The sequence below is a fragment of the Ferruginibacter sp. SUN106 genome (assembly GCF_050611765.1).
Classification (GTDB): Bacteria; Bacteroidota; Bacteroidia; order Chitinophagales; family Chitinophagaceae; genus Ferruginibacter.
In genome coordinates this window covers 779758-801939 of the sequence record NZ_JBODJC010000001.1, presented here as the reverse complement: position 1 = coordinate 801939, position 22182 = coordinate 779758, and the positions used below count along the sequence as shown (strand labels likewise).

The window sequence follows — 22182 nt, the reverse complement described above, 5'->3', positions numbered from 1 at the left end:
TTAATGAATTAAAAAATAGTGATGCTGAAAAAAGATAAAATTATTTTACAAGACTTTTCCGAGGCCATTAAACATGAGTGGCTGGAGACAAATGGTCTTGGGGGCTGGAGTAGTTCTTCTATCATTCATGCAAACACAAGACGCTATCATGGATTATTGGTTGCGGCAACCAATCCTCCGGCAGAAAGAACAGTACTGCTTAGTAAACTGGATGAAACAATTGTGCTGAATGAAAAAAGAATTGAATTAGGGTCCAACCTTTATGACGGTGATGTTGTTCATCCCGCCGGTAATCAATTTTTAAAAAGTTTCACTAAAGAATTATTTCCTGAATGGGTATATGAAATAGAAGGTGTGCAGTTGAAAAAAACAATTGCTATGATACATGAAGAAAACACGGTGGTTGTTTTGTATGAAGTAATCAAAGCAACCAAAAAATTCACATTAGAACTTTTGCCCTTAATGGCAGGCAGGTTTTATCATGTAATGCAACACGAAGGCCCGCAAATGCATTGGGATGTTGATTTTAACGACGGTATTTTTCATAACCAGCCAGACGGTAATTTGAATTTGTACATCAATGTTCCCGGATCAACTTATACGCATGCTCCACGTTGGTTTAAAAATTTTAAATACAGTGTGGAAGCATATCGTGGATTGGATTATACAGAAGACCTTTTTAATCATGGTGTAATTACTGTCCAATTAAAAAAGGGTGATTCAATTGGCATTATCATTTCTACCGAAGATCCGTCAGGAAGAGATGCGCAGGCGCTATTGACAAAAGAAAGTTTGAGAAGACAGGAATTATTAAATGAACAACCGCAGGATGAAACACTGCAACAATTGGTGCTGGCAGCAGATCAATTTATTGTAAAACGTGGTGATAATTTAAAAACTGTTATTGCCGGATACCACTGGTTTACAGATTGGGGCAGGGATACCATGATAAGTTTACCTGGTTTATGCCTAAGCACCGGCCGTTTTGAAGATGCCAAAAAAATATTATCGGCCTTTGCAAACAGTGTGAGTATGGGTATGCTGCCCAACCGTTTCCAAGATAATAATGAACCGCCGGAATACAATAATGTTGATGGAACACTTTGGTATTTTGTTGCCGCATACAAATATTTACAGGTCAGTAATGATAAAAAATTTATACTGAATGAAATACTGCCAGTGCTGAAAGAAATTATCGACTGGCATTTTAAAGGCACCAGGTATAACATACATGTTGATGATGACGGCTTGTTATACGCAGGCGAAATTGGCCAGCAACTAACCTGGATGGATGCAAGGATTGGCTCCTGGGTGGTAACACCAAGAATGGGCAAGCCGGTAGAGATAGAGGCATTGTGGTATAACGCACTAAAAATATTTGCTGCTTTACTGCGAATGAACAAACAAAAATCTGATGCAGCAAAAATAGAAGCGGTTGCGGCAAAAGTGAAAGAAAGTTTTGAAAAATTATTCTGGTATGCCGAAGGTAAATATTTTTATGATGTAATTGATGAAAATGAAAAGCCAAATGCGGAGCTCAGGCCAAATCAATTATTTGCAATTAGTCTTCCGTTTGCTTTGCTGGAAGATGATAAAGCAAAAAATGTGCTACAGGTTGTCACTGAAAAATTATATACCCCGGTTGGTTTGAGGAGTTTGCCTGCTAATGACATACATTATGTACATCATTACGGTGGTGATCAATGGCACAGGGATTCGTCCTACCATGAAGGAACAGTGTGGAGCTGGTTGCTTGGCGCTTATGTTGATGCTGTTGTTAAAGTATATGGTGCCAAAGGCAAAGCAAAGGCAAAGCAAATAATCAACAATTTTAAATTTCATCTCAATGAAGGTTGCATTGGTTCCGTGTCAGAAATATTTGATGCAGATGCGCCACATCATCCACGAGGTTGCATTGCACAAGCATGGGGCGTGGCAGAAGTTTTAAGAGTGATAAAAAATTATGAGTTGTATAAAGCTCCAACTGCTAAAACAAAGAAAAATTGATGGCAGCAGTGTAAAATCGGTATGGTTTAAAACAAGGTTAATGTAAAATGCCAGGTATTACAAACCGGCATTTTTTGATTTATACAACAATTTGTCCAGTGATAATTTTCCACTGCCGTTTAGTAGTAATGCTGCACTAAGTCCGATAAGCAATAAAAAATATTCACATCCTTCTCCTTTCTGATTGCCAAACCAATTCATAAAAAAGCCGTTCTGAATATGCGATGTAAAAATGATACCAGTAGAAAGTGCGATCATACTTAATGCAATTATTCTTGAACCAAGACCAATCACCAACAATATACTCCCGAAAAATTCCAGGATAATAACCAAAAGGCCAATGATCCACGGCAAACCAACTGTAGCAGTAAAAAAATTCATTGTTCCTGTAAAACCGTAACCACCAAACCAACCTAATAGCTTTTGTGCTCCATGTGGAAATAGTACAATGCCAATGGTTAATCTTAACAAGAAACCCGTCCAGTCATTATTTGTTTTAAAAATATTTTTCATGGCTATGTTTTAATTTCCGTAAAAGAAATGTTCTTTAATAATTTTTCCATCATCCCAATGCTGCACAGAAACCTGGGTATAATTTTTTTCACCCCATTCCCTGTGTGAGTAATCATACTGCCAGGTTACATAAGATACATTTTCGCCTGCAGCCACATTCAATACTTTGGCGCCACGGAAATCTGTAATATTGTTTAAAAATTCCAGTTCTCTTTCCCTGTTGGCTGCTTTACCAACCGTAGCCGGCATGGTATTTTCCTGCATCGTTACATCATCGTGATAGTACAATTCAAAAGCATCGAGCATTTTGCCATCTAAAACCAATTGATTTAAATGATTAATTTTTTCTAAGATCGTGTGCATAAAAATTTATTTTGTTTGATAATAAATAAGAACACAAAATTGCATCACAACAGATACCTGTTCCAATGATAAAGGATAAGAAATTGTATTGATCTATGGTAAGAGAATTTATTTGCCCGCTAATTGTTTGCGGATACGGCTTAGTGATTCAGGAGTAATACCAAGGTAAGAAGCGACCTGGTGCTGGGGAACTTTTTGCTCTATTTCGTAATACCGTTTGTTGAAATCGAGATAGCGCTCTTCTGCAGTCTGGCTGAGGTTGGAAAGGATACGTCTTTGTAAAGCAACATAACTATTTTGAAATGAAATACGAAAGAGACGTTCAAATTTAGGCACCCGGGTATACAATTGTTCAAGATTATTTTTACTGATCAGTAATACCTGAGACTCTTCAATGGCATCAATAAAGTTGGTTGATGGCAGGCCGGTTAAAAAACTATATTGATCACCGATCCACCAATCGCTGATGGCAAACTGAATGATATGTTCCTGGCCTTTTTCATCTAAATAATATTGGCGCAGGCAGCCACTGTTTACAAAACACTCATATTGAAAAACTTCCCCCTCCTCCAAAAGAAATTGCTTTTTTCTTAAACGTTTTAATTGAAGTAAGGATGTAAAATAAGCAAACTCATCTTCCTTCAGATCTATATGTTTGGCAATATTTTTTTGTATGAGTTCAAACATGATTTAAAAATACAACAAATTATAAATTTTCCCTCTCTAAGCCATTGACCTTGCATAGCCCACAGTATCCCTGTACAGTTGTGGTGATACATCAGCATTTACTTTAAAGAAACGACTGAAATAGTATTCATCTTCATAACCCAGTTCCCAGGCAATTTCTTTAACAGTTTTATCGGTGAGGTACAATTCTCTTTTAGCCTCAATTATAATGCGATCATTTATTAAACTGCTGAGTGTTTTATTAAAATGAGATTTAGTAATTTTTGCCAATGCTTTTGGAGAGATGTAAAGCATCTCTGCATAATCTGCCGGTGAGTGCTTGGTCTTAAAGTTATCTTCAATAGCATCTTTCAGCTTTTGCAGTATAAAAGGTTCTTCATTACCGCTTACTGATATGGCAGCTTCAGATTGTTGCTGTGTTTTTAAACGTGATGCTGTTATTAAAAATATTTTCAGGTAAGAAACCAGCAATTCATATTGAGCCAGTGCAGGATTTTGCATTTCAGTTTCAAGCTGACCGCAAAGCATTTTTAAAGTTACGGCAGATTGGTCATCAACTTTTACAAAAGGCGGTTTATACACATTGTTGTAGAGTACTCCATTGCAGGATACTTCTTTATCATGTTTATAAATGCAAAAGAATTCCGGATGGAAATAGATGGCTGTCCCTTTAATTGTTTGTGTGCCTGAAAACATAAAAGGTTGATAAGGTGCGAATGCAAATAGGCTATTTCCTTCAAAATCATATTCTGCAAAATCGGCTATCACTTTTCCTGTTCCTTCGGTAACCCAGATCAATGAAAAATAATTGTTGCGCTGAATATGATCAAAAAAACCGTTGTCTTCAAAATGAAAAAGTTTAAACGCAAGATTCCCGTTCTGCTGATTTACCAGTGTAAAAGTAGATTGGTTGAGCATTGGTTATTTATATTTTTTTAAAATGATAGTTGCAATATGCCCTCCAAAACCAAAGGTATTACTCATTGCATAATTAATTTGTTTTGTTTGGGCGGTACCTAAAGTTAAATTGAATTTATTGTTATAAGCAGGTTCTACCTCGCCGGTATTTATTGTTGGTGGTACAATTTCCTCAGTAATAGCTTTTACTGAAATAATGGCTTCAATAGCACCTGCAGCGCCAAGCAAATGCCCGGTCATGGATTTTGTTGCGCTAATATTTAAATCCTTTCTTTCCCCGAACACCCTCATAATTGCTTTTAGTTCACTCTCGTCACCCATATGTGTTGATGTGGCGTGTGCATTAATGTAATCAATCGCTGTTGCATCAATAGCTGCATCTTCTAAGGCATCTATCATCCCTAAATAAGCGCCTTCCCCATCAGGATGAGTACCTGTAAGATGGAATGCATCGGCTGCCATACCAGTACCTACAATTTCTGCCAGTATTGTTGCCCCTCTTTTAATTGCAGCATCCAAACTCTCTACTACTAAAGCCCCTGCACCTTCGCCCATTACAAAACCATCTCTATTGATATCAAAGGGCCTGGATGCTCCTTCCGGGTTGTCATTATTTGTTGATAATGCTTTTGATGCATTAAATCCCCCGATCGAACTTTCATTTATGGGGGCTTCTGATCCACCCGTAATGATCATGTCTGCTTTACCTAAACGGATATAATTACAAGCATCAATGATCGCATTGTTGGAAGATGCGCATGCTGAAACGGTGGAAAAATTTAATCCTCTTAACCCATGCCTGATCGAAATAACACCGGAAGGAATATCAGCAATTATTTTTGGAATAAAATACGGATTAAAGCGGGGTTGTTTATTTCCTTTTATAAATTCCCCTACCTGGTCCTGGAAAGTTTGAATGCCACCATTGCCTGAACCCCAGATAACACCGATCTTATTGCGGTTTAAATTATCAAAATTAATGTTTGCATTTTTTATGGCTTCGTCTGCAGCAGCTACTGCATATTGCGTAAACAAATCGTATTTACGGGCTTCATTTTTTTCAAAATAATCAGTCGCAATAAAATTTTTAATTTCTGCGGCAAATTTGGTTTTAAAATTAGTGGTATCAAATTTTGTGATCAAACCCACGCCGCTTTTTCCGGCAATAATATTTTTCCAGAATTCGTCTACTGTATTCCCCAGCGAAGTAACAACCCCCATACCCGTGATCACTACCCGTTTTAAATCTTTTGTCATACATTTTGATTTTTTAATTGTTCCTTCAGTCTTTTTATTTCTGCTTCCAGGTTGGCGATCTGTTGTTGCTGAGGTGCAAATGCATTTTCAATTTCTGCAATGGTATAGCGTGGTGTAATGTGTTGCGGACAATTCCAATCGTATGCTTCAATATTAAATACCATCATCCGCTCGGGTTTAAATTTATATTCCTTCAGATCGAGCTGATCATATAAAGTTGAATCATCTTTCAGTTCAACAATTTCCACTGTAGCATATATTTTTAATCTTGCTCTTGCGGGATAATCTACCATGATCAGAGCAATATTATTATTAGTGGCGATATTGCCAACAGATATGTATTGCATATTCCCTTTAAAATCTATAAAACCCAGGCGTTTGGCATCAAGCACTTTTAAAAAACCGGCAGGCCCACCACGGTGCTGTATGTATGGAAATCCATTTGCTCCATAAGACGCCATATAAAAGCTATCCCGCTGCGAAATAAAATCTACTTCGTTTTCTGTTAGCCCATCTACATAAGTATCTTGCTCCATCCTGGCGTAGCTCTTCCTGCTGCCTGATTTTTCCTGCATTTCTTTTACTGCTTTGGTAAAAGCTATGGATGCGAAATTTTTTGCCATGCTGTAACTTTTAATTATTTGGCATTCTGTACAGAAGCAACTTTTAACTTATTTTCTTCCTGTCTTAAAACCCTGTCCCAGAGCGTATCACCACATTCATCATACAAAACAATCTCTTCTGCGTCAGGTTGTTTAATTTCTTTAGTTAACTCAGGAATTAACACTGTATCTTCTTTTAATGCCTCATCTTTTGTTGTACTCTTTTCCATAACCATTTTATTTATTTTATAATCTTCTGTCCGATTCTTTAATAGGCAGATCATTGATACTGGCATACCTTTTCCTCATTAAACCATTTTCATCAAACTCCCAGTTTTCATTTCCATAGGCTCTGAACCATTGTCCTTCGGCATTTTGATACTCATACTCAAACCTTACTGCCATCCGGTTTTCACGAAAGCCCCACAATTCTTTTTTTAATTTATAGTTCAATTCTTTTTCCCATTTACCTTTTAAAAATTGCTTTACTGCTTCACGACCGTTTATAAAATCGGTGCGGTTGCGCCATTCTGTATCAATTGTATAAGCCAGGCAAATCCTTTCAGGGTCTTTACTATTCCAGGCATCTTCAGCCAGTTGTACTTTTTGCAATGCGGTTTCCATTGTAAACGGCGGAAGAGGAAATTTTTGTTCCATGATAATTGTTTTTAGTTATGATAAACATTCAGGACAATATAAATTGGCCCTGAAAATTAATTTTGCAATTTCTGTTTCAAGCGAATGCTGTTTATCTTTTGCATACCACAAATGCAAATCATTTGCATAGGTGGTTGCAGTTACAGGATTTGACTTTAACTTTTTTACTAACTGTTGTGCTGCTGTAGGCCGAGGCCCCCAAAAGCCGGTAACATTAAAATGTTCGTCCAGCTGAATAAGTTTGGGAATAGAACGGGTTCCATCGGTAAGATATTCATCCATCAATTCAGGATGCTGATCACGGTAAACCAATGCCATTTCAATTTTACCTGCACTTGCCTCTGCAATTTTATTGAATACAGGAAGTGTTTGAGAAGCATCGCCACACCAATGCTCCGTTAAGATGAGCCAATAAGTTTTGTGCTTAAGGTTTTTAATTTGCGTTACCAGTGTTGCTGAAATCTCAAAAGTTTTTTCAACCCTGTGCATCCTGCGTTGATTTAAGTTTATGTACTCCCTGGTTCTGCTATCAGTATTTAAAGCCAGGTCTTCAGCCATGTTATTTTTGTACTGCTGATAACTAATACCCAGTTGTATGTATTTTGCGTAATCTGCTTTTTTTAATGCTTTTCTCTTAGCTACTGTTTCCATTTTCTTATTTTATCTTTTTTTATACACCAAAGGTCTGAATAAACTGGCTGCATTAAAATGGAGGAATGCCGCTAAGGGATGGACAATTTTCCCGGCAGATCAACTTCTGTGGTATTTTATTTTTTTATTGCGTGCAAAAACTATCTTCTTCTTTATTCTCCTGCCAGTTGTATTCAATTGTACGAGCTACATTCCTGGCGAATTCAATTCCGTGAATGTTTTCTAAAAATCCGAGTGTCATATCCATTCCTGCACTTACACCGGATGAGGTGTAATATTTTCCATCAACAACCCAACGTGCTCTTCTAACCCAGGTTACATTTGGCCCTTGCGTTGTTACCCAATCAAATGCAATTTTATTAGAAGTAGCGTTCTTCCCATCCAGGAGCCCTGTCTTTGCAAGCAATGATGTGCCCGTGCAAACAGTCAAAACATATTTACTTTGTTGTGAGATTTTTCTGATCATATCAATCAACAAAGCATTATTCACTTCTTCCCTTGTTCCATAACCCCCGGGAATTAAAAATATATCTGACCCATTTTCTATTTCTGCTAAATTTTTGGTCATCACAGATACGCCATGTGCATTTCCGATCAAGCCCCCGGCAAGAGAATAAAACGAAACCTGGTATTGATCAGTTAACCGGCCAAATATTTCTACAGGACCAAATGCATCCAACGTTTCAAAATTGTTAAATAATAATACTGCTACTGTCATTGTGCTTTATTGTTTAATTGCTGCTGTTAATGTAGTTTAAAGACCGGTATCTTACAACTATAAAATTATTTTCAGTAACCTTTTTCGTAATTTTCTAAACAAGTAAAAGCCGGGTTCTATTGGCCAGCTTTTACTATTGCATTCTTTATTTAAATTTACTTTCCCTTACCTGCTACCTTCGTTGCATAAAACTGGTGCATTGCTTTTGAAATATAATCAAGGTTATCTTCTACTGCAAAATGACCGGCATCCAAACGATGCATTTCTGCATTAGGAAGATCTTTCAGGTAAGCTTCACCACCTGCGGGGGTAAAGAAAATATCTTTTTGTCCCCAGAAAATTATTGTCTTTGGTTGATTCTTGCGAAGGAATTCCTGCCAAACAGCATACAACTCTACGTTAGTGCGATAATCATAAAATAAATTAAGGTTTACACGTACTGCATTGGGCCTTTGCATAAATGAATAATCAGATTCCCAGTTATCAGGACTTATCAATTCTGGATTCTTTGCTCCGTATAAGTAAATACTTTTAATTGCATCGTGTGTAAGAAATCCGGCTAAAGGCTTTTCGGTTTCTGCATTCCTGTTTTTCCATAAGGCTCCACGAAATCCGTCCCATGCAGGAGTAAAACCAACTTCATATGCATTGGTGTTCTGAATAATTAACCAGTCCAATGCTTTCGGATTACGTCCTACAATTCTAAAGCCAACAGGTCCGCCATAATCTTGTGCAAATAAGCCATAATGATCAAAGCCTTTTAATTGTAAAAAGTGTTCAACGATTTGTGAAATGCCTTCAAACGTATAATCGTAGGTTGCAGGATCAGGCATATCGCTTAAACCAAAGCCGGGATAATCAGGAGCAATTACATGGAATTTGTCCGACAGAGATTGAATCAGATCACGGTATTGGTGTGAACCTGCAGGAAAACCATGTAACAAAACAATCTTAGGATTAGCAGGATTTCCTGCTTCTCTGTAAGCAATGTTTAAACCATCCACTTTAATACTTTTGTAAGCAACCTGTGCAAATGAAGCAACAGAAATAATTAGTAACGCCGTTACTGCTAATAGTTTGGTAATCTTTTTCATTTTATTTTTTTTAATTACGTTGTCGATATTGACAGTACAAAGATGCTTCGGTAATTAAAATTTTAAAATGGAGGAAGAGCGCAAAAGGATGGACATATTTTATCGGAATACAAAAAATTAAACACCAACTATAATTTCTTCTCTCCGTAAATAACAAATGCATTAGAATCAACCAAAGTTTTTCCTTCAGGATATTTTTGATCAATTGATAGCAGCACTTCTTTTTTTATTTTTTCTTTTGTCTCATGATCCACTTTACTCAGAGCTGCTGCTACCGGCCCTGCCACTTCATTCATGAAATTCCAATATCCTTCTGCATTTTGACAATTTAATTTGCCATATATTTCTGACTTGGTAATATTTTTCAGGCCTGCCTGCATAAACATATCCGTCATAAAAACACTATCAGAGCATCTGAACATCCCTGGTGAACCCGGCACCGCAGGAGGCATTTCGATATTTTTATTTATCGCACTCATAATTGCAGTAACCCAAAAGTTTTTATCCGCAACATTCCATACAGAGGTTGCCATTCTTCCACCAGGCTTTAATACACGAACCATTTCTCTTGCCGCTAATTCCATATCAGGGAAAAACATAAAACCAAAACGGCAGCTAATAGCATCAAATGTATTATCCTCAAATGGCAGATCGCTAACATCGCAGGTAACTGCTTCAATATTTTCGATTCCTCTTTGCTTTGCATTTTCCGTTGCAATAGCTACCATATTTTCGGCAATGTCAGTAATAAAAACTTTACCACCAGTAAGCATTGTAGCAATTGTTAAACCCGGTTCGCCTGTGCCTGCTCCAATATCAAGTACAATTTCTTTACCGGATGGTTTAAGAAACCGGATAATTTCGTCACCCATTGGCTTTAAGAAATCCATAGTCATACTATCCCATTTCTTCCATCCAAAAGCAATCTTATTCCAGGAATCTTTTTGTTGCTGGCGAATCAATTCAAGTTGTGCTGTCATTTTAATTTGGGTTTATGTGATGTAGAATTAGATGCTTTATTTTTTAAAATGCGTGTGCCTGTTTAATATCCTACTCAATGTATCTGCTATTAAAACATAAAAATGTAAGATAGCCGACACTTTTAGATAGAGAATTTTGACTACCAATTGAATAATTGACCCAATTTATGGTACATAAAAAAAGCCGCCCCGCAATTGCTTTTGGGACGGCACTTTAGCTTTTCATAAATCCATGACTATAACTTCTATTCCTGACTTTTACTTGAATTATGCTGGTGACAGAATACTTTTTTTATCTTACAATGCAGCGGCCAAAGGAAAATCAACCGGAACTTTTGTAAGGTTATGTAAATAGTTCATGGCAGTTTTATCGCTTACCTGCAAAATCAGATCCACCAGGTTTTCATTAGTATAACCCTGTGCATAAAAATCATCTACTAATACTGCATCTGCGTTACCACGGTTTTTAGTAATATCGGCAGCCAGTTTAACCAGTGCATTTAATTTAGGAGCTTCTGATTTTGCATTACGGATATCCAGTAATTGTTCGTCAGTAAAACCATTCATCTTACCTATCACTGTATGTGCACTTTGGCAATAGATACAATTGTTTACCTGGCTAACTACTAAATTAACTGCTTCTTTTTCTTTGTTGCTTAAAGTTGTTTTTGCATTTTGATAGGCAAGATATCTTGATAACCCATTATCAGAATAAGCAATGGTTGCATAAAGATTGGGCACAAATCCCAATGCCTTGGTAAGGTTATCAAAAATTGCCTGGTTAGCTGGTGCTACTTCATCTCTTGTTGGTACTGTAAACTTTTTCATTTTTTATGTTTTTAAATTTGATGTCGTTATTGACAGTGCAAAGATGCACCGGCAACTTCCCGTAAAGAATGGATGATGAACGCCCCTTAATGGATAATTTTTTCTGTAAAAAAAGCAGGCACATGAATCATGTGCCTGCTTGTAATGTTAACGTGTGGTATTTCTATTGCAGCAATTTATCAATCGCTTCCTGCAATTTCAATTTAATATCATCGGTATAACCAATAAAAACATGGCGAATGGTGCCGTCTTTATCTATAACCAAATGAGTTGGAAAATTTTCGATGTGCATTGTCTTAATATAATCCAGTGAAGAAGGAACTATCTGGTAGGTAAAAGTATTTTTTTGTAAAAACTTTCTGATCTGCGTTTCATTTTCCGGCGCTGGTGCAATAAATACAACAGGATTTTCTTTATTAGCTGCAACAAGTGCTGTTAAGAATGGCATTTCTTTAATACAGGGACCACAGTAGGTAAACCAGAAATTGATCACTACAACTTTGCCTTTTAATTTTTTCAGGTCCAATACCTGCTTATCTAAACTGGTAAATTTAAAACCAGCAAGAGGTTTGTTTATAATACTGGTTTTAAATAATTCAATAGCAGCAGATCTTTTTGCTGCTTCATCCTGGCCCACGGCAATCTGAGTTATCAATAATAAAGCAAGGATGTTAAGGCCGATGATCTTTTTCATTTTTTTATTTATAAAACTATACTATCTCAAAATGGTCATTTGTAAGATTGCAGACAATTATAGTTTTTTCCTGAAACAGTTTTTTTTACAGATTCGTCATTTATAAGACAAGAAATATGTAGCCAAATATTTCATTTTGTAGTGAAATTATTTTTATGAATAACAACTACGACATCATTATCATTGGCACCGGGAGTGGTGGCAGTACTATTGCAAAAAAGCTTTCAGAAACCGGCAGGAAAATTTTAATACTGGAAAGAGGGGGTTTTATTCCAAAAGAAAAGGAAAACTGGGATGCAAAAGAAGTAGTAGTTAACGGCCGGTACCGGCCAAAAGAAAACTGGTACGATAAAGACGATACACCTTTTTTACCATTTATACATTACAATGTTGGCGGTAATAGCAAAGTGTACGGCGCAGCTATGTTCCGTTTCAGAGAAAGTGATTTTGCAGCAGTAGAACATTATGGTGGCACGAGCCCGGCGTGGCCGTTTGGTTACGAAACATTAGCACCTTATTATGATGTAGCTGAAAAAATGTATCATGTTCATGGAAAGCGTGGTGTTGATCCCAGCGAACCAAAAACAACAATGCCATATCCCTTGCTTCCCTTACCCTATGAACCTTTGATAAAAGACCTGGAGCATAAAATGGTACAGATAGGTTTACAACCTTTTCCCTTACCAATGGGTGTAAACCTTCCCCAGGATCATAATAAAAATGCTTCGCCGGTGGCACTGGAAAATTTCGATGGCTTTCCTGATCCTACAGATTCCAAAGCTGATGCACAAACATCGGCATTGAACAGCGCATTGACGAATGATAATGTTACGCTGGTAACACATGCTTATGCAGAAAAATTATTGACCGATGAAAGTGGAAAAAAAATAATTGCGGTGGTGGCAATAGTAGAAGGTGAAGAAATAATTTTTAGTGGAGATATCGTTATTGTTGCCTGTGGTGCAGTAAACAGTGCAGCTTTGTTTTTGCGCAGCGCCAACGATAAACATCCTGGCGGACTGGCCAATTCTTCCGGGCAGGTGGGCAGGAATTTAATGTTGCATCATAATGGGTGTTTAGTGGCATTTACCAAAAAGAAAAATGATTGTGTGTTTCAAAAAAGTTTGGGCCTGGCAGATTTTTATCATGGGGCCGATGACAGTACATTGCCATTAGGTGAAATTCAACTAATGGGGCGCAATGACCCGGACACAATTTTGTGGATGGCTGAAAAAATTGCGCCCGGCAAAACTTATGAAGAACTGAAAGCAATGACAATTGATTTCTGGTTAACGGCTGAAGACCTGCCATCGCCAGATAACAGAGTCATACTGCGTGAAGACGGTGCGATTAAAGTTGACTACAGCAGGACCAACTACGCCGCTTACGAAAAATTAAAAGAGAAATTAAAACAGGTATTCGTGCAGTTGGGAGAAATTGATCCTGACTATGCAGACGTACAATGGGGCGGCTATGATTTAGATGTAAGTGGCATGAGCCACCAGAATGGTACACTGCGTTTTGGCAGTGATCCTTCAACCAGCGTACTTGATTTGAATTGTAAAACACACGACCTTGAAAATGTATACGTAGTGGATGCAAGTTTTTTTCCGAGTTGCGGTGCATTTAATCCTGCATTAACCATTGCAGCTAATGCATTGCGTGTAGGAGAACATATTGCCAATAACGTATTAGCAAATGAAATAGAGAATAAAAAAACGGCTGTTGTAGTAACAATGTAAAATCCAGTTTCTCATAGATGCGGTTTTGAGTTGAGGCGACAGGGAGCTGTCGCCTTTTTTAAAATTAAAAGATGGAAGAAATAGCAAAAACAATTACGGAATATATCAGCCACACACTTGAGATCATTTCGGCATTGGTTATTGCTACAGCTTTGTTGCAACTTATTATTGATTATTTTAAGTCAGCAATTAAAAAGAAAAAGATTATTACCGCTGAAGAAGCCCGTGTAAAATTCGGCAGCTCAGTAGCAGTAGCATTAGAACTTTTATTAGGAGGAGATGTACTGACAACAGCGGTGGCACCAAGCTGGAATGATATTGGAAAACTGGCTGCGATTGCAACAATACGGACCATACTAAATTATTTTTTAGAAAGAGAACTCAGTCATATGCATCAAACAAAGAGCCACATGAGTTAATTATTTGTTTTCGTCAACTATGCGACAGCAGTTTTTCCCCTTTTGATTTCTCTTTGTGTTATGTTAGCAGCATTTAAAAACAACTGGAGATTGTACCTAATGGAAGCCTTTGGCCTCGCCATTTTTATGGTATCAGCTTGTTTTTTTGGTGCTATGATTTTTTCTCCTGGTAGCTCCTGGTATCATTTATTTCTTAATGATATGGTAAGAAATATTTTGATGGGGCTAATGATGGGGTTAACTGCGCTGTTCATTTTTTACTCCCCGGTTACCGCACCAAGTGGCGCACACATTAACCCTGCGGTTACAATTACTTTTTTACGCCTGGGAAAAATAAGCAAGGAAAATGCCGCCTTCTATATTCTCTTTCAATTTATTGGCGGCACTGTGGCAGTGTTTACAATGCAATGGTTGATGGGTAAAACACTTACTGGTTCACCGGTAAACAGTGCCGTAACAGTTCCCGGAAAAGCTGGCACAATGAATGCCGCTATCACTGAATTTTTTATTGCTTTTGTAATGATATCAATGGTATTATTTATGTCAGCCAGCAAGCGATTTAAAAAACATACCCGAAAGTTTGCGGCATGCCTCGTTTGTTGCTACGTAATTTTTGCCGGCCCCATCAGTGGTTTTGGTATGAATCCGGCAAGAAGTTTTGCTTCAGCTTTTCCTTCCGGCATCTACACCGCCTTCTGGATTTACATGCTTATTCCTTTCGCCGGTATGCTTTTAGCCGCCGAATGTTTTCTAAGCATTGAATCAGTAAAAAGAAGATGCCGCCTGAGAATCGTTCATAAAAACCTGAATTTAAAAAATAGAAATGATGAGAAAATATTTAAGGATTTTACTTTTTAGCCTGTTTGTTTTTACCAATAATAATTATTTGTCTGCGCAGGTAAATAAAGTAGATGCTATTGGTATTACAGTAAAAGATTTGAGCCGGGCTGAAAAATTTTACCAGGAAGTACTTGGGTTTAAAAAAGTGTCTGAACAAGAGTATTCTGGTGAAGCATATGAAAAATTAGAAGGCATTTTTGGTTTACACTTTCGTGTTGCGAAACTACAATTGGGTGATGAGTATATTGAGTTAACTGATTATTTAACTGCTGGTGGAAGAAGTATTCCTGAAGACCAGAAAAGCAATGATCTTTTTTTTCAACATATTGCTATTGTGGTAAGTGATATGGATAAAGCTTTTGAGCAATTGAAAAAGCACAATGTGGAATTTGTTTCTACTGCACCGCAAACTTTACCAGTTACCAATACAGCAGCTGCAGGAATAAAGGCATTTTATTTTCATGATGCAGACAACCACAATTTAGAACTGATCTGGTTTCCAAAAGGCAAGGGCAATCCTAAATGGCAGAATTCCGGCAATAAAATATTTTTAGGAATTGATCATACCGCTATTGGCGTAAGCAATACCGAAAGCAGCCAAAAGTTTTATATGGATATCTTAGGCATTGAAAAAAAAGGCGATAGCTGGAATTTTGGAACGGAGCAGGAACACTTAAATAACGTTGAAGGTGCAAGCCTGCACATTACCGGCTATAGAACAACTGAAGGCCCCGGCGTTGAATTTTTACAGTACCTTAAACCCGGGCCTGGCAAAATGTATCCTGCTGATACAAGGGCCGATGATATATGGTTTTGGCAAACTACTTTATTCACTAATGATGCTGCGGCGCTCTATAATAAATTAAAAGCTTCCAGGTATACATTTGTATCAAAAGAACTTGTACTACATGATGAAAATGGAAAAAATACCAGGTCATTTATCGTAAAAGACCCCGATGGACATGCTATGCTGATAAAAGAAATAGTTCAATAAAACTATACTGCTTAAAATTTTGTATATCAAAAATAAAATCACGGAATGAGAAAAATTATTACACTGTTTAGTATAGCAGTATTTGTTTGTAGCCTCAACAATGTTAGTGCACAGGGCTGTAGTGATGCCGGTGTTTGTACCATTCATGCTATAAAAAATAATACCGAAGGAGAAAGCACTGATAAAACAAAGAACGAGGTAACAGTCGGATTTTCTTTTGGCAAGGGAGAAAGAAAAACGAATGATTATACCACTTCAGTTGAATATACCAGGAGCCTTGGTATCCAAACTTCGGTTACTGGTAAATTAAGTTTTTCTGCAGTTGGAGGTGAGTTAGCTAATACCTCTGGCCTGAGTGATCTGTTCCTTTCAGTTAACCATGCATTTGATATCAAAAAGAAATGGCAAAAATCTTTTATAGTGGGTTTGAAAATTCCTCTCGATGATGGCAACATAATTAAGAACGGTATATATCTTCCTATGCCTTACCAAACCAGCCTGGGTACTACGGACCTGGTATTGGGTTTAAACTTCCTTAAAAAATCTTTTGGCGCCACCATTGCCGTGCAACAACCACTAAAACCTGCAAACGGCAATCGTTTTCTTCCACAGAATTATCCATTAAATAAACTGGCGTCAGAATATCTGCCTACAAACAAATTTGTAAGAAAGGGAGATGTATTATTAAGATTCTCTTATAACATCAAACTCAACAATAAAAAGTTTTCTGTTCGTCCAAGCCTCTTATCTATTTATCATGAAGCTAATGATACGTACTTAGATGCCTCTGATGTAAGAAGGGAAATTCCAAAATCAAACGGCCTTACACTTAATGCGGTTGTATTTGCCGGCTATAAGCTAAACGCCAAAAGCGGATTTGAACTTGGCATTGGAAGTCCTTTTGTAGTACGTACCAACAGGCCGGATGGTTTAACCCGTTCTGTAGTAGCCTCACTGGATTATAAGATCAATTTTTAATAACGGAGTTATAACTCCACTAAACCCATCACTAACTTTAATTAAAATTTTATGAAGCAACTAATGTTATCAGTTGGCTTATTCATTGCTGCCATTACCTCAAATGCACAGGATAAACCTAAAGGATTAAATGTAAACGACAAAGCGCCTGTATTTTCTGCAATGGACCAATCAGGAAAAACGGTCAGTCTAAAAGGTCAATTAAAGTCAGGTGCAGTAGTGCTGATATTTTATCGTGGCCAATGGTGTCCTTATTGCAATAAGCAATTAAAAGGATTGGAAGACTCACTGTCGTTAATTACTGCTAAAGGTGCAACGCTTGTTGCCGTAACTCCCGAAAAACAGGAAAATATCAGTAAAACAATAGCAAAAACAAAAGCATCTTATCCTATCTTATTCGATGATGGATTAAAAATAATGAAGAGCTATGATGTAGCGTTTACGGTAGATGATAAAACGGTTGAAAAATACAAAGGCTACGGAATTGATTTTGCTGAGGTGAATGGTACCAATGGTGCTAACTTACCGGTTCCGGCTGTTTATATTATTAATAAGGAGGGTGTAATAATCTTTAAATATTTTGATGCAGACTACAGGAAGCGTGCCAGCGTACAGGATATTCTTGATCATTTATAAATTCGCTTTAAGTCAATATTGATTAATGGGGTGCCAAATGAATGGCACCCTTTTATTTTATAACAACAGTATTTATTAAAACAGGCTGAACCGGATGGATTTTTTCTGTAACCTCTGGCTGTTGCGATGGTTTAATTTCATTACTGCGGTGTGAAATTACAGGGCCTGTAAATACAGTTAAAATAAAAGCTGTCCATATTAAATGCCTGGTGTGGTTAAATCTTTTGTGTATCATAACAAGCAATTTTATTTCTATAAATCTACTTGGTTGCCTGGTAAATATTTGTCTTTTAAAAGACGTAAATTATTTATTTTACTTAATTTTTTATTCTGGTCATTTAAATGACAAATGTTACTGCAGCTCTTTATTTTCTTTGTCGTACTTAAAACTTCATTCATGAATAACGAAGAAAAAATTATCTGCCCGCTGTGCAATGATGCAGTAGATAAATTACTTTATCGTTTTCATACTGAAAGTGAGCAGGTGATCCTGGAGAAAATAAAATTACACAATCCTGCTTGGGCTAATGAAGATGGTATCTGTAGCCGTTGTTTGGATTATTTTAATACTGAAATATTGCTGGAACAAAAAATGTTGCCGGAAATTGGCCCCTACTTTCCTGTAAAAAGTGCGGATGATTTTATTATTCTTCCAACACCCATACGGGTAAACACCAACCCGAAATATTCCGGCAAAGGTGTTACTATCTGCTTTATCGATAGTGGATTTTATTTACATCCCGACCTGGTACAAAATAAAAACCGGATAAAAAAAATCGTTGATATAACTAATCCCAAAACAACAACTAAATATTTTTCTCAACCGCACAATGCATCCTGGCATGGTACTATGACCAGTGTAGTAGGTGCAGGCGATGGTTATTTGAGCAATGGTTTATACAAAGGGATTGCAAGTGATGCGTCACTGGTCTTACTGAAAGTGATGAATGAGGATGGAAAGATAACCACTGAAAATATTACTAAAGCCCTGCAGTGGGTGAAGAGCAATCATTCAAAATATGACATCCGGTTGGTTAATATGTCGCTGGGTGATGATGCCACAGGCTTGTGGGCAAATAGCGAAGTAGATTTGCTTGCCGAAGAATTAATTGCAAAAGGTATTACCATTGTAGCTGCAGCCGGCAACGATGATAAGGCTTCCATTAAGCCCCCGGCCAATTCACCTAATGTTATCGCCGTTGGTGGCTGGGATGATAACAATTGTTTAAATGGCAAGGAGAATAAATTGTACCATTCCTCATATGGCAAAACAGACGATGAATTATATAAACCGGAATTGATTGCCAACGCAATATGGATAGCAGCCCCAATTTTGCCAGGTACGCCGGCACAGGAAGCAGCTGTTGCTTTATATGAATTACACCAATGTAGTGACCCGGAGTTACAAGAGAAGATATGCACACTGTGTGTTAAAGCCGGCATTAGTTATAATGAAACAGAAAAAAAAGATGTAACTTTTATCAGGCAACAAATTGCAGACAGGATACAGCAATGCAAATATATTTCGCCACATTACATGCATGTAGACGGCACGTCTTTTGCAGCACCAATAGTAACAGCAGTGATTGCACAGTTGCTTGAAATTAATCCCCACCTTACGCCAGCGCAGATTCGTACCATTTTGTTTAGTACTGCCAAAAGATTACCCGGTTTGCCTGCAGAGCAGCAAGGTTATGGCATCATTCATCCTGGAAAAGCAATTATAAAAACCTTACAAAATTTTTTTTCTATGAAACAACATACATCCCCATTTATCAACAAAAGAAAAAAAGCCATTGAGTTTTATATTCAAAACCCCTGTGCTTCACACATTTCTCTCGCCGGAAGTTTTAATCATTGGGCACATGATGCGTTACTCATGGAACCCACAAAAAATGGTTTATGGAAAATAGAAATTCCGATGCTACCAAAAGGTACTTACCAGTACAAATTTTTTGTGGATGATAAGATCTGGCTGGAAGATATCGACAATCCTTACAGGCAACCTGATGGCTTGAATGGTTTCAATAGTTTATTAATGATAGAAAACTAAAATGCATGACAATATTGGTAACAATAATTTTCGTGGTGGCAGCGCTATACCTGATCGCCGGATTTTTGTTTGCTATTTTCTTCTTAAGCAAAGGGATACAGAAAGTGGATGTTGCTGCACATGGCTCAGGCTGGGGATTCCGGCTGATCATTTTACCTGGTATTATTGTTCTTTGGCCGGTATTATTAAACAAATGGAGAAAAGCAAAATAAGTATAACATGATAAAGCCACTACGCAGAAGGCATTTACAAATATGGAGTTTGCTGGCCATACTAATTCCTGCAGGAATCATCAGTGCCTATATCGTAGTGCCTGAAAAAGTATTAAGTAAATTGATTGAAGAAAATAAAGCTGCTGCATTACCTGTTGAAATAAAAAAGCTTCAACGAAAAAATTATGTCGCCTTTCTCAGAAGCAGTACCGACAGAAAGAATTACCAGCTGCAGATAAGTATTATCAGCGAATCAACAACACCATCTTCATTAATTTATCAAATCCATAAAAATGATAAAGAGCTGATAGGAAGAACCGCAACTAAAGGCAGTTATTATTTCCCCTTAAAAGCGGATAGCACAGGCAGCTATAATTTTCTTTTGTATGATATTATTCACCAGCAAAATATTGATACCCTAAATTTTTAAATTATGAGTGCAGGTTATACAGCTGTAGGTTGGAACAGGCAGAAGAAATTATACGATTGGTTTATTTTTGGATTTTGCGTGCTGTATCTCACCACATTTATAGTAATTACAGCATTTTTAAATCCCGATTATACTTTTGAAACCCTGTTGATACGCTCTACATCTACCTTAGCCGTATTACTATTGCATGTTATCTTAAGCATCGGCCCGCTGGCGAGGATCAACAAAAAATTCCTGCCGCTTTTATATAATCGCAGGCATTTGGGTGTTACCATGTTTTGTATCGCTGCTGTGCATGGTATATTCAGCATCATTCAATTTCATTCTCTGGGTAATGTAAATCCTTTTATATCACTGTTTACCTCCAATACTAATTTCTTTTCATTAAGTGGTTTTCCTTTCCAGGCATTAGGATTTTTTGCATTGCTCATTTTCTTTTTAATGGCAATTACAAGCCACGATTTCTGGTTACATAATCTTTCCCCGAAGGTTTGGAAGACTTTACACATGTTTGTTTACGTAGCTTATTTTTTAATTGTGCTGCATGTGATGCTGGGGGTTATTCAGTACGAAACACACCCCGTATTTGTATTACTGGTTAGTATAGGAGCCTTGTGGCTGATAACATTACACCTGGTTGCAGGAAGAAAAGAAATAAAAAAAGACAATGAAAAATTTGATGTTGCAAGAGATGGTTTTGTAGCAGTATGTGATATAAATGATTTTGAAGAAGGCCGGGCAAAAATATTTTGTATTGACACAGAAAGAATAGCCGTGTATAAACACGGGAACAAATTGTTTGCATTGCATAATGTGTGCAAGCACCAGGGCGGGCCATTGGGCGAGGGAAAAATTATTGATGGCTGTATTACATGTCCCTGGCATGGCTATCAGTATTTGCCGCAGAATGGACAATCGCCTCCGCCATTTTCAGAGAAAGTAAGTACTTATGATATTAAAATCATCGGCTCTAAAGTATGGTTAAACCCAATTCCATTTACTGAAGGAACAGAGAGGCCCGGGGCAATTATAAATAAATAATTAATGAACAATGAATAATGCAGAGTTTTATATAGGGTGGATGCCTAAAGCACCGTCATCGTTTGCCAAGCAAATCAGGAGAGTACTGCTATTTCTTTTACCTCTTGCAGTAATTGTTGCGTTACTGATGGCATCATTTCAAAAAAAATTTTCTTCGGCTAATTTTGAATTTGGTACACTCACTGAAGTAAAGGGTATCTACATAAACAATCCTTTGCCAATGTTAAAAGTTGTAGCCGGAAAAGATATATGGGGCAATGCATCTTATATTACTATCCCTTTAGTAGGTTATGGTAAACACGGAGCAGCAACTGCACTTATGGAATTAGAAAAAGAAAAAAATAGTGCTTTCAATAATAAAGAACTTACATTAAAAGGTACATTATTATACAGTGATGGAAAAACATTATTGCAAATAAATAAAGATGAAAATCCTGTAGTGAAAATTGGAGGAGTTGCTCACTCCACTTTGCTGACAGCGCAAAAAGATTTAGGAGTACAAACTATAAACGGAGAGATCATTGATCCTAAATGTTATTTTGGTGTAATGAAGCCGGGTGAAGGTAAAGTGCATCGTGATTGTGCTATACGTTGCATTTTGGGAGGTATTCCCCCGGTATTAAAAGTACTGAACGAAAAAGGGGAACAGAATTATTATTTAATTGTTGGCCCCAACGGGGAACCTATGAATGAGACTGTGCAGGATTATGTTGCAGAGCCTGTTGCTATTACTGCACATGTTGTGCAGCAAGACGATTGGATTATCTTATATGTAATGGATAAAAAAATTAACAGGATTTCAGGAATCAGTTTGTACAAATCACCAACCGAAATCGCTTCCTGCATCGATGGTTGCATGAAATAGTTT

27 protein-coding genes are annotated in these 22182 nt (G+C 37.3%); 12 read left to right on the top strand and 15 right to left on the bottom strand.

Annotated features, from left to right (window positions below):
* The first annotated feature begins 21 nt into the window (after positions 1-21).
* Entirely contained in the window at positions 22-2007 is a 1986-nt protein-coding gene (locus tag ACQ334_RS03295) for an amylo-alpha-1,6-glucosidase (protein ID WP_430986740.1), read from the top strand.
* Between the two features lie 57 nt (positions 2008-2064).
* On the opposite strand, the gene ACQ334_RS03290 is transcribed toward ACQ334_RS03295, so the two are convergent.
* The 14 genes from ACQ334_RS03290 to ACQ334_RS03225 all read right to left on the bottom strand — a co-directional run bounded on the left by ACQ334_RS03290 (position 2065) and on the right by ACQ334_RS03225 (position 11969).
* Positions 2065-2520, bottom strand: a complete 456-nt coding sequence (locus ACQ334_RS03290) for a DoxX family protein (RefSeq protein WP_430986739.1) — start codon at positions 2518-2520, stop codon at positions 2065-2067.
* A 9-nt stretch (positions 2521-2529) separates the two neighbouring features.
* Entirely contained in the window at positions 2530-2883 is a 354-nt protein-coding gene (locus ACQ334_RS03285; RefSeq protein ID WP_430986738.1) for a nuclear transport factor 2 family protein, read from the bottom strand.
* Positions 2884-2991: 108 nt separating this feature from the next.
* Positions 2992-3570 carry a Crp/Fnr family transcriptional regulator gene (locus ACQ334_RS03280; RefSeq protein ID WP_430986737.1) on the bottom strand — a complete coding sequence of 193 codons (579 nt, stop codon included), beginning with the start codon at positions 3568-3570 and terminating at the stop codon, positions 2992-2994.
* A gap of 36 nt (positions 3571-3606) precedes the next feature.
* Positions 3607-4488, bottom strand: a complete 882-nt coding sequence (locus tag ACQ334_RS03275; RefSeq protein ID WP_430986736.1) for a helix-turn-helix domain-containing protein — start codon at positions 4486-4488, stop codon at positions 3607-3609.
* Between the two features lie 3 nt (positions 4489-4491).
* Positions 4492-5745 carry a beta-ketoacyl-ACP synthase II gene (gene fabF, locus ACQ334_RS03270; protein WP_430986735.1) on the bottom strand — a complete coding sequence of 418 codons (1254 nt, stop codon included), beginning with the start codon at positions 5743-5745 and terminating at the stop codon, positions 4492-4494.
* Positions 5742-6368 carry a pyridoxamine 5'-phosphate oxidase family protein gene (locus ACQ334_RS03265; protein ID WP_430986734.1) on the bottom strand — a complete coding sequence of 209 codons (627 nt, stop codon included), beginning with the start codon at positions 6366-6368 and terminating at the stop codon, positions 5742-5744. Before ACQ334_RS03265 ends, fabF begins: the two co-directional genes overlap by 4 nt.
* Positions 6369-6382: 14 nt before the next feature.
* Positions 6383-6577: a hypothetical protein gene (locus ACQ334_RS03260; protein WP_430986733.1), complete on the bottom strand. Its 195-nt coding sequence runs from the start codon at positions 6575-6577 to the stop codon at positions 6383-6385.
* A 16-nt stretch (positions 6578-6593) separates the two neighbouring features.
* Positions 6594-7004, bottom strand: a complete 411-nt coding sequence (locus ACQ334_RS03255; protein WP_430986732.1) for a DUF1348 family protein — start codon at positions 7002-7004, stop codon at positions 6594-6596.
* Positions 7005-7019: 15 nt separating this feature from the next.
* On the bottom strand, positions 7020-7655 hold the full coding sequence (locus ACQ334_RS03250; RefSeq protein ID WP_430986731.1) for a thioredoxin family protein: 636 nt from the start codon (positions 7653-7655) through the stop codon (positions 7020-7022).
* A 124-nt stretch (positions 7656-7779) separates the two neighbouring features.
* Positions 7780-8373, bottom strand: a complete 594-nt coding sequence (locus ACQ334_RS03245) for a DJ-1/PfpI family protein (RefSeq protein ID WP_430986730.1) — start codon at positions 8371-8373, stop codon at positions 7780-7782.
* A gap of 155 nt (positions 8374-8528) precedes the next feature.
* Positions 8529-9467 (bottom strand): alpha/beta fold hydrolase, encoded by a 939-nt coding sequence (locus tag ACQ334_RS03240; protein WP_430986729.1) that lies wholly within the window; start codon positions 9465-9467, stop codon positions 8529-8531.
* Between the two features lie 128 nt (positions 9468-9595).
* The gene (locus ACQ334_RS03235) at positions 9596-10447 is read right to left on the bottom strand and encodes a class I SAM-dependent methyltransferase (protein WP_430986728.1); all 852 of its coding nucleotides are present in this window, start codon (positions 10445-10447) and stop codon (positions 9596-9598) included.
* Between the two features lie 297 nt (positions 10448-10744).
* Positions 10745-11275, bottom strand: coding sequence for a carboxymuconolactone decarboxylase family protein (locus ACQ334_RS03230; protein ID WP_430986727.1), 531 nt, complete (start codon positions 11273-11275; stop codon positions 10745-10747).
* A gap of 163 nt (positions 11276-11438) precedes the next feature.
* Positions 11439-11969 (bottom strand): TlpA family protein disulfide reductase, encoded by a 531-nt coding sequence (locus ACQ334_RS03225; protein ID WP_430986726.1) that lies wholly within the window; start codon positions 11967-11969, stop codon positions 11439-11441.
* Between the two features lie 155 nt (positions 11970-12124).
* Here ACQ334_RS03225 and ACQ334_RS03220 point away from each other — a divergent pair, with 155 nt between their 5' ends.
* The 6 genes from ACQ334_RS03220 to ACQ334_RS03195 all read left to right on the top strand — a co-directional run bounded on the left by ACQ334_RS03220 (position 12125) and on the right by ACQ334_RS03195 (position 17578).
* Positions 12125-13711 carry a GMC oxidoreductase gene (locus ACQ334_RS03220; protein WP_430986725.1) on the top strand — a complete coding sequence of 529 codons (1587 nt, stop codon included), beginning with the start codon at positions 12125-12127 and terminating at the stop codon, positions 13709-13711.
* Positions 13712-13782: 71 nt separating this feature from the next.
* Positions 13783-14130, top strand: coding sequence for a DUF1622 domain-containing protein (locus ACQ334_RS03215; RefSeq protein ID WP_430986724.1), 348 nt, complete (start codon positions 13783-13785; stop codon positions 14128-14130).
* Positions 14131-14190: 60 nt separating this feature from the next.
* On the top strand, positions 14191-14988 hold the full coding sequence (locus ACQ334_RS03210) for an aquaporin (protein WP_430986723.1): 798 nt from the start codon (positions 14191-14193) through the stop codon (positions 14986-14988).
* Complete coding sequence (locus ACQ334_RS03205) at positions 14954-15964, top strand: VOC family protein (protein WP_430986722.1); 1011 nt, start codon at positions 14954-14956, stop codon at positions 15962-15964. Before ACQ334_RS03210 ends, ACQ334_RS03205 begins: the two co-directional genes overlap by 35 nt.
* Positions 15965-16009: 45 nt before the next feature.
* Positions 16010-16942 carry a hypothetical protein gene (locus ACQ334_RS03200; protein WP_430986721.1) on the top strand — a complete coding sequence of 311 codons (933 nt, stop codon included), beginning with the start codon at positions 16010-16012 and terminating at the stop codon, positions 16940-16942.
* Positions 16943-16993: 51 nt separating this feature from the next.
* Positions 16994-17578: a peroxiredoxin-like family protein gene (locus ACQ334_RS03195; RefSeq protein ID WP_430986720.1), complete on the top strand. Its 585-nt coding sequence runs from the start codon at positions 16994-16996 to the stop codon at positions 17576-17578.
* Positions 17579-17630: 52 nt separating this feature from the next.
* Here the strand turns inward: ACQ334_RS03195 and ACQ334_RS03190 are convergent, their stop codons facing one another.
* On the bottom strand, positions 17631-17813 hold the full coding sequence (locus ACQ334_RS03190) for a hypothetical protein (protein ID WP_430986719.1): 183 nt from the start codon (positions 17811-17813) through the stop codon (positions 17631-17633).
* Between the two features lie 162 nt (positions 17814-17975).
* On the opposite strand from ACQ334_RS03190, the gene ACQ334_RS03185 reads away from it, so the two are divergent.
* The 5 genes from ACQ334_RS03185 to ACQ334_RS03165 are packed head-to-tail and all read left to right on the top strand — an operon-like array spanning position 17976 to position 22179.
* Positions 17976-19631: a S8 family serine peptidase gene (locus tag ACQ334_RS03185; protein ID WP_430986718.1), complete on the top strand. Its 1656-nt coding sequence runs from the start codon at positions 17976-17978 to the stop codon at positions 19629-19631.
* Positions 19632-19636: 5 nt separating this feature from the next.
* Complete coding sequence (locus ACQ334_RS03180) at positions 19637-19843, top strand: hypothetical protein (protein ID WP_430986717.1); 207 nt, start codon at positions 19637-19639, stop codon at positions 19841-19843.
* Between the two features lie 7 nt (positions 19844-19850).
* Entirely contained in the window at positions 19851-20273 is a 423-nt protein-coding gene (locus tag ACQ334_RS03175; protein ID WP_430986716.1) for a hypothetical protein, read from the top strand.
* A 3-nt stretch (positions 20274-20276) separates the two neighbouring features.
* Positions 20277-21314, top strand: coding sequence for a Rieske 2Fe-2S domain-containing protein (locus ACQ334_RS03170; RefSeq protein ID WP_430986715.1), 1038 nt, complete (start codon positions 20277-20279; stop codon positions 21312-21314).
* A 10-nt stretch (positions 21315-21324) separates the two neighbouring features.
* Positions 21325-22179 (top strand): hypothetical protein, encoded by an 855-nt coding sequence (locus ACQ334_RS03165; protein ID WP_430986714.1) that lies wholly within the window; start codon positions 21325-21327, stop codon positions 22177-22179.
* Positions 22180-22182 lie beyond the last annotated feature (3 nt).

Excerpts from the sequence above, each read along its gene's own strand:
- ACQ334_RS03290 (WP_430986739.1), bottom strand. The coding sequence starts at position 2,520 with ATGAAAAATATTTTTAAAACAAATAATGACTGGACGGGTTTCTTGTTA.
- ACQ334_RS03185 (WP_430986718.1), top strand. The coding sequence starts at position 17,976 with ATGAATAACGAAGAAAAAATTATCTGCCCGCTGTGCAATGATGCAGTA.
- ACQ334_RS03275 (WP_430986736.1), bottom strand. The coding sequence starts at position 4,488 with ATGCTCAACCAATCTACTTTTACACTGGTAAATCAGCAGAACGGGAAT.
- ACQ334_RS03215 (WP_430986724.1), top strand. The coding sequence starts at position 13,783 with ATGGAAGAAATAGCAAAAACAATTACGGAATATATCAGCCACACACTT.
- ACQ334_RS03265 (WP_430986734.1), bottom strand. The coding sequence starts at position 6,368 with ATGGCAAAAAATTTCGCATCCATAGCTTTTACCAAAGCAGTAAAAGAA.
- ACQ334_RS03180 (WP_430986717.1), top strand. The coding sequence starts at position 19,637 with ATGACAATATTGGTAACAATAATTTTCGTGGTGGCAGCGCTATACCTG.
- ACQ334_RS03250 (WP_430986731.1), bottom strand. The coding sequence starts at position 7,655 with ATGGAAACAGTAGCTAAGAGAAAAGCATTAAAAAAAGCAGATTACGCA.
- ACQ334_RS03235 (WP_430986728.1), bottom strand. The coding sequence starts at position 10,447 with ATGACAGCACAACTTGAATTGATTCGCCAGCAACAAAAAGATTCCTGG.
- ACQ334_RS03165 (WP_430986714.1), top strand. The coding sequence starts at position 21,325 with ATGAATAATGCAGAGTTTTATATAGGGTGGATGCCTAAAGCACCGTCA.
- ACQ334_RS03210 (WP_430986723.1), top strand. The coding sequence starts at position 14,191 with ATGTTAGCAGCATTTAAAAACAACTGGAGATTGTACCTAATGGAAGCC.
- ACQ334_RS03230 (WP_430986727.1), bottom strand. The coding sequence starts at position 11,275 with ATGAAAAAGTTTACAGTACCAACAAGAGATGAAGTAGCACCAGCTAAC.
- ACQ334_RS03175 (WP_430986716.1), top strand. The coding sequence starts at position 19,851 with ATGATAAAGCCACTACGCAGAAGGCATTTACAAATATGGAGTTTGCTG.
- ACQ334_RS03170 (WP_430986715.1), top strand. The coding sequence starts at position 20,277 with ATGAGTGCAGGTTATACAGCTGTAGGTTGGAACAGGCAGAAGAAATTA.
- ACQ334_RS03245 (WP_430986730.1), bottom strand. The coding sequence starts at position 8,373 with ATGACAGTAGCAGTATTATTATTTAACAATTTTGAAACGTTGGATGCA.
- ACQ334_RS03285 (WP_430986738.1), bottom strand. The coding sequence starts at position 2,883 with ATGCACACGATCTTAGAAAAAATTAATCATTTAAATCAATTGGTTTTA.
- ACQ334_RS03190 (WP_430986719.1), bottom strand. The coding sequence starts at position 17,813 with ATGATACACAAAAGATTTAACCACACCAGGCATTTAATATGGACAGCT.
- ACQ334_RS03280 (WP_430986737.1), bottom strand. The coding sequence starts at position 3,570 with ATGTTTGAACTCATACAAAAAAATATTGCCAAACATATAGATCTGAAG.
- ACQ334_RS03195 (WP_430986720.1), top strand. The coding sequence starts at position 16,994 with ATGAAGCAACTAATGTTATCAGTTGGCTTATTCATTGCTGCCATTACC.
- ACQ334_RS03240 (WP_430986729.1), bottom strand. The coding sequence starts at position 9,467 with ATGAAAAAGATTACCAAACTATTAGCAGTAACGGCGTTACTAATTATT.
- ACQ334_RS03205 (WP_430986722.1), top strand. The coding sequence starts at position 14,954 with ATGATGAGAAAATATTTAAGGATTTTACTTTTTAGCCTGTTTGTTTTT.
- ACQ334_RS03295 (WP_430986740.1), top strand. The coding sequence starts at position 22 with ATGCTGAAAAAAGATAAAATTATTTTACAAGACTTTTCCGAGGCCATT.
- ACQ334_RS03260 (WP_430986733.1), bottom strand. The coding sequence starts at position 6,577 with ATGGAAAAGAGTACAACAAAAGATGAGGCATTAAAAGAAGATACAGTG.
- ACQ334_RS03200 (WP_430986721.1), top strand. The coding sequence starts at position 16,010 with ATGAGAAAAATTATTACACTGTTTAGTATAGCAGTATTTGTTTGTAGC.
- fabF (WP_430986735.1), bottom strand. The coding sequence starts at position 5,745 with ATGACAAAAGATTTAAAACGGGTAGTGATCACGGGTATGGGGGTTGTT.
- ACQ334_RS03225 (WP_430986726.1), bottom strand. The coding sequence starts at position 11,969 with ATGAAAAAGATCATCGGCCTTAACATCCTTGCTTTATTATTGATAACT.
- ACQ334_RS03255 (WP_430986732.1), bottom strand. The coding sequence starts at position 7,004 with ATGGAACAAAAATTTCCTCTTCCGCCGTTTACAATGGAAACCGCATTG.
- ACQ334_RS03220 (WP_430986725.1), top strand. The coding sequence starts at position 12,125 with ATGAATAACAACTACGACATCATTATCATTGGCACCGGGAGTGGTGGC.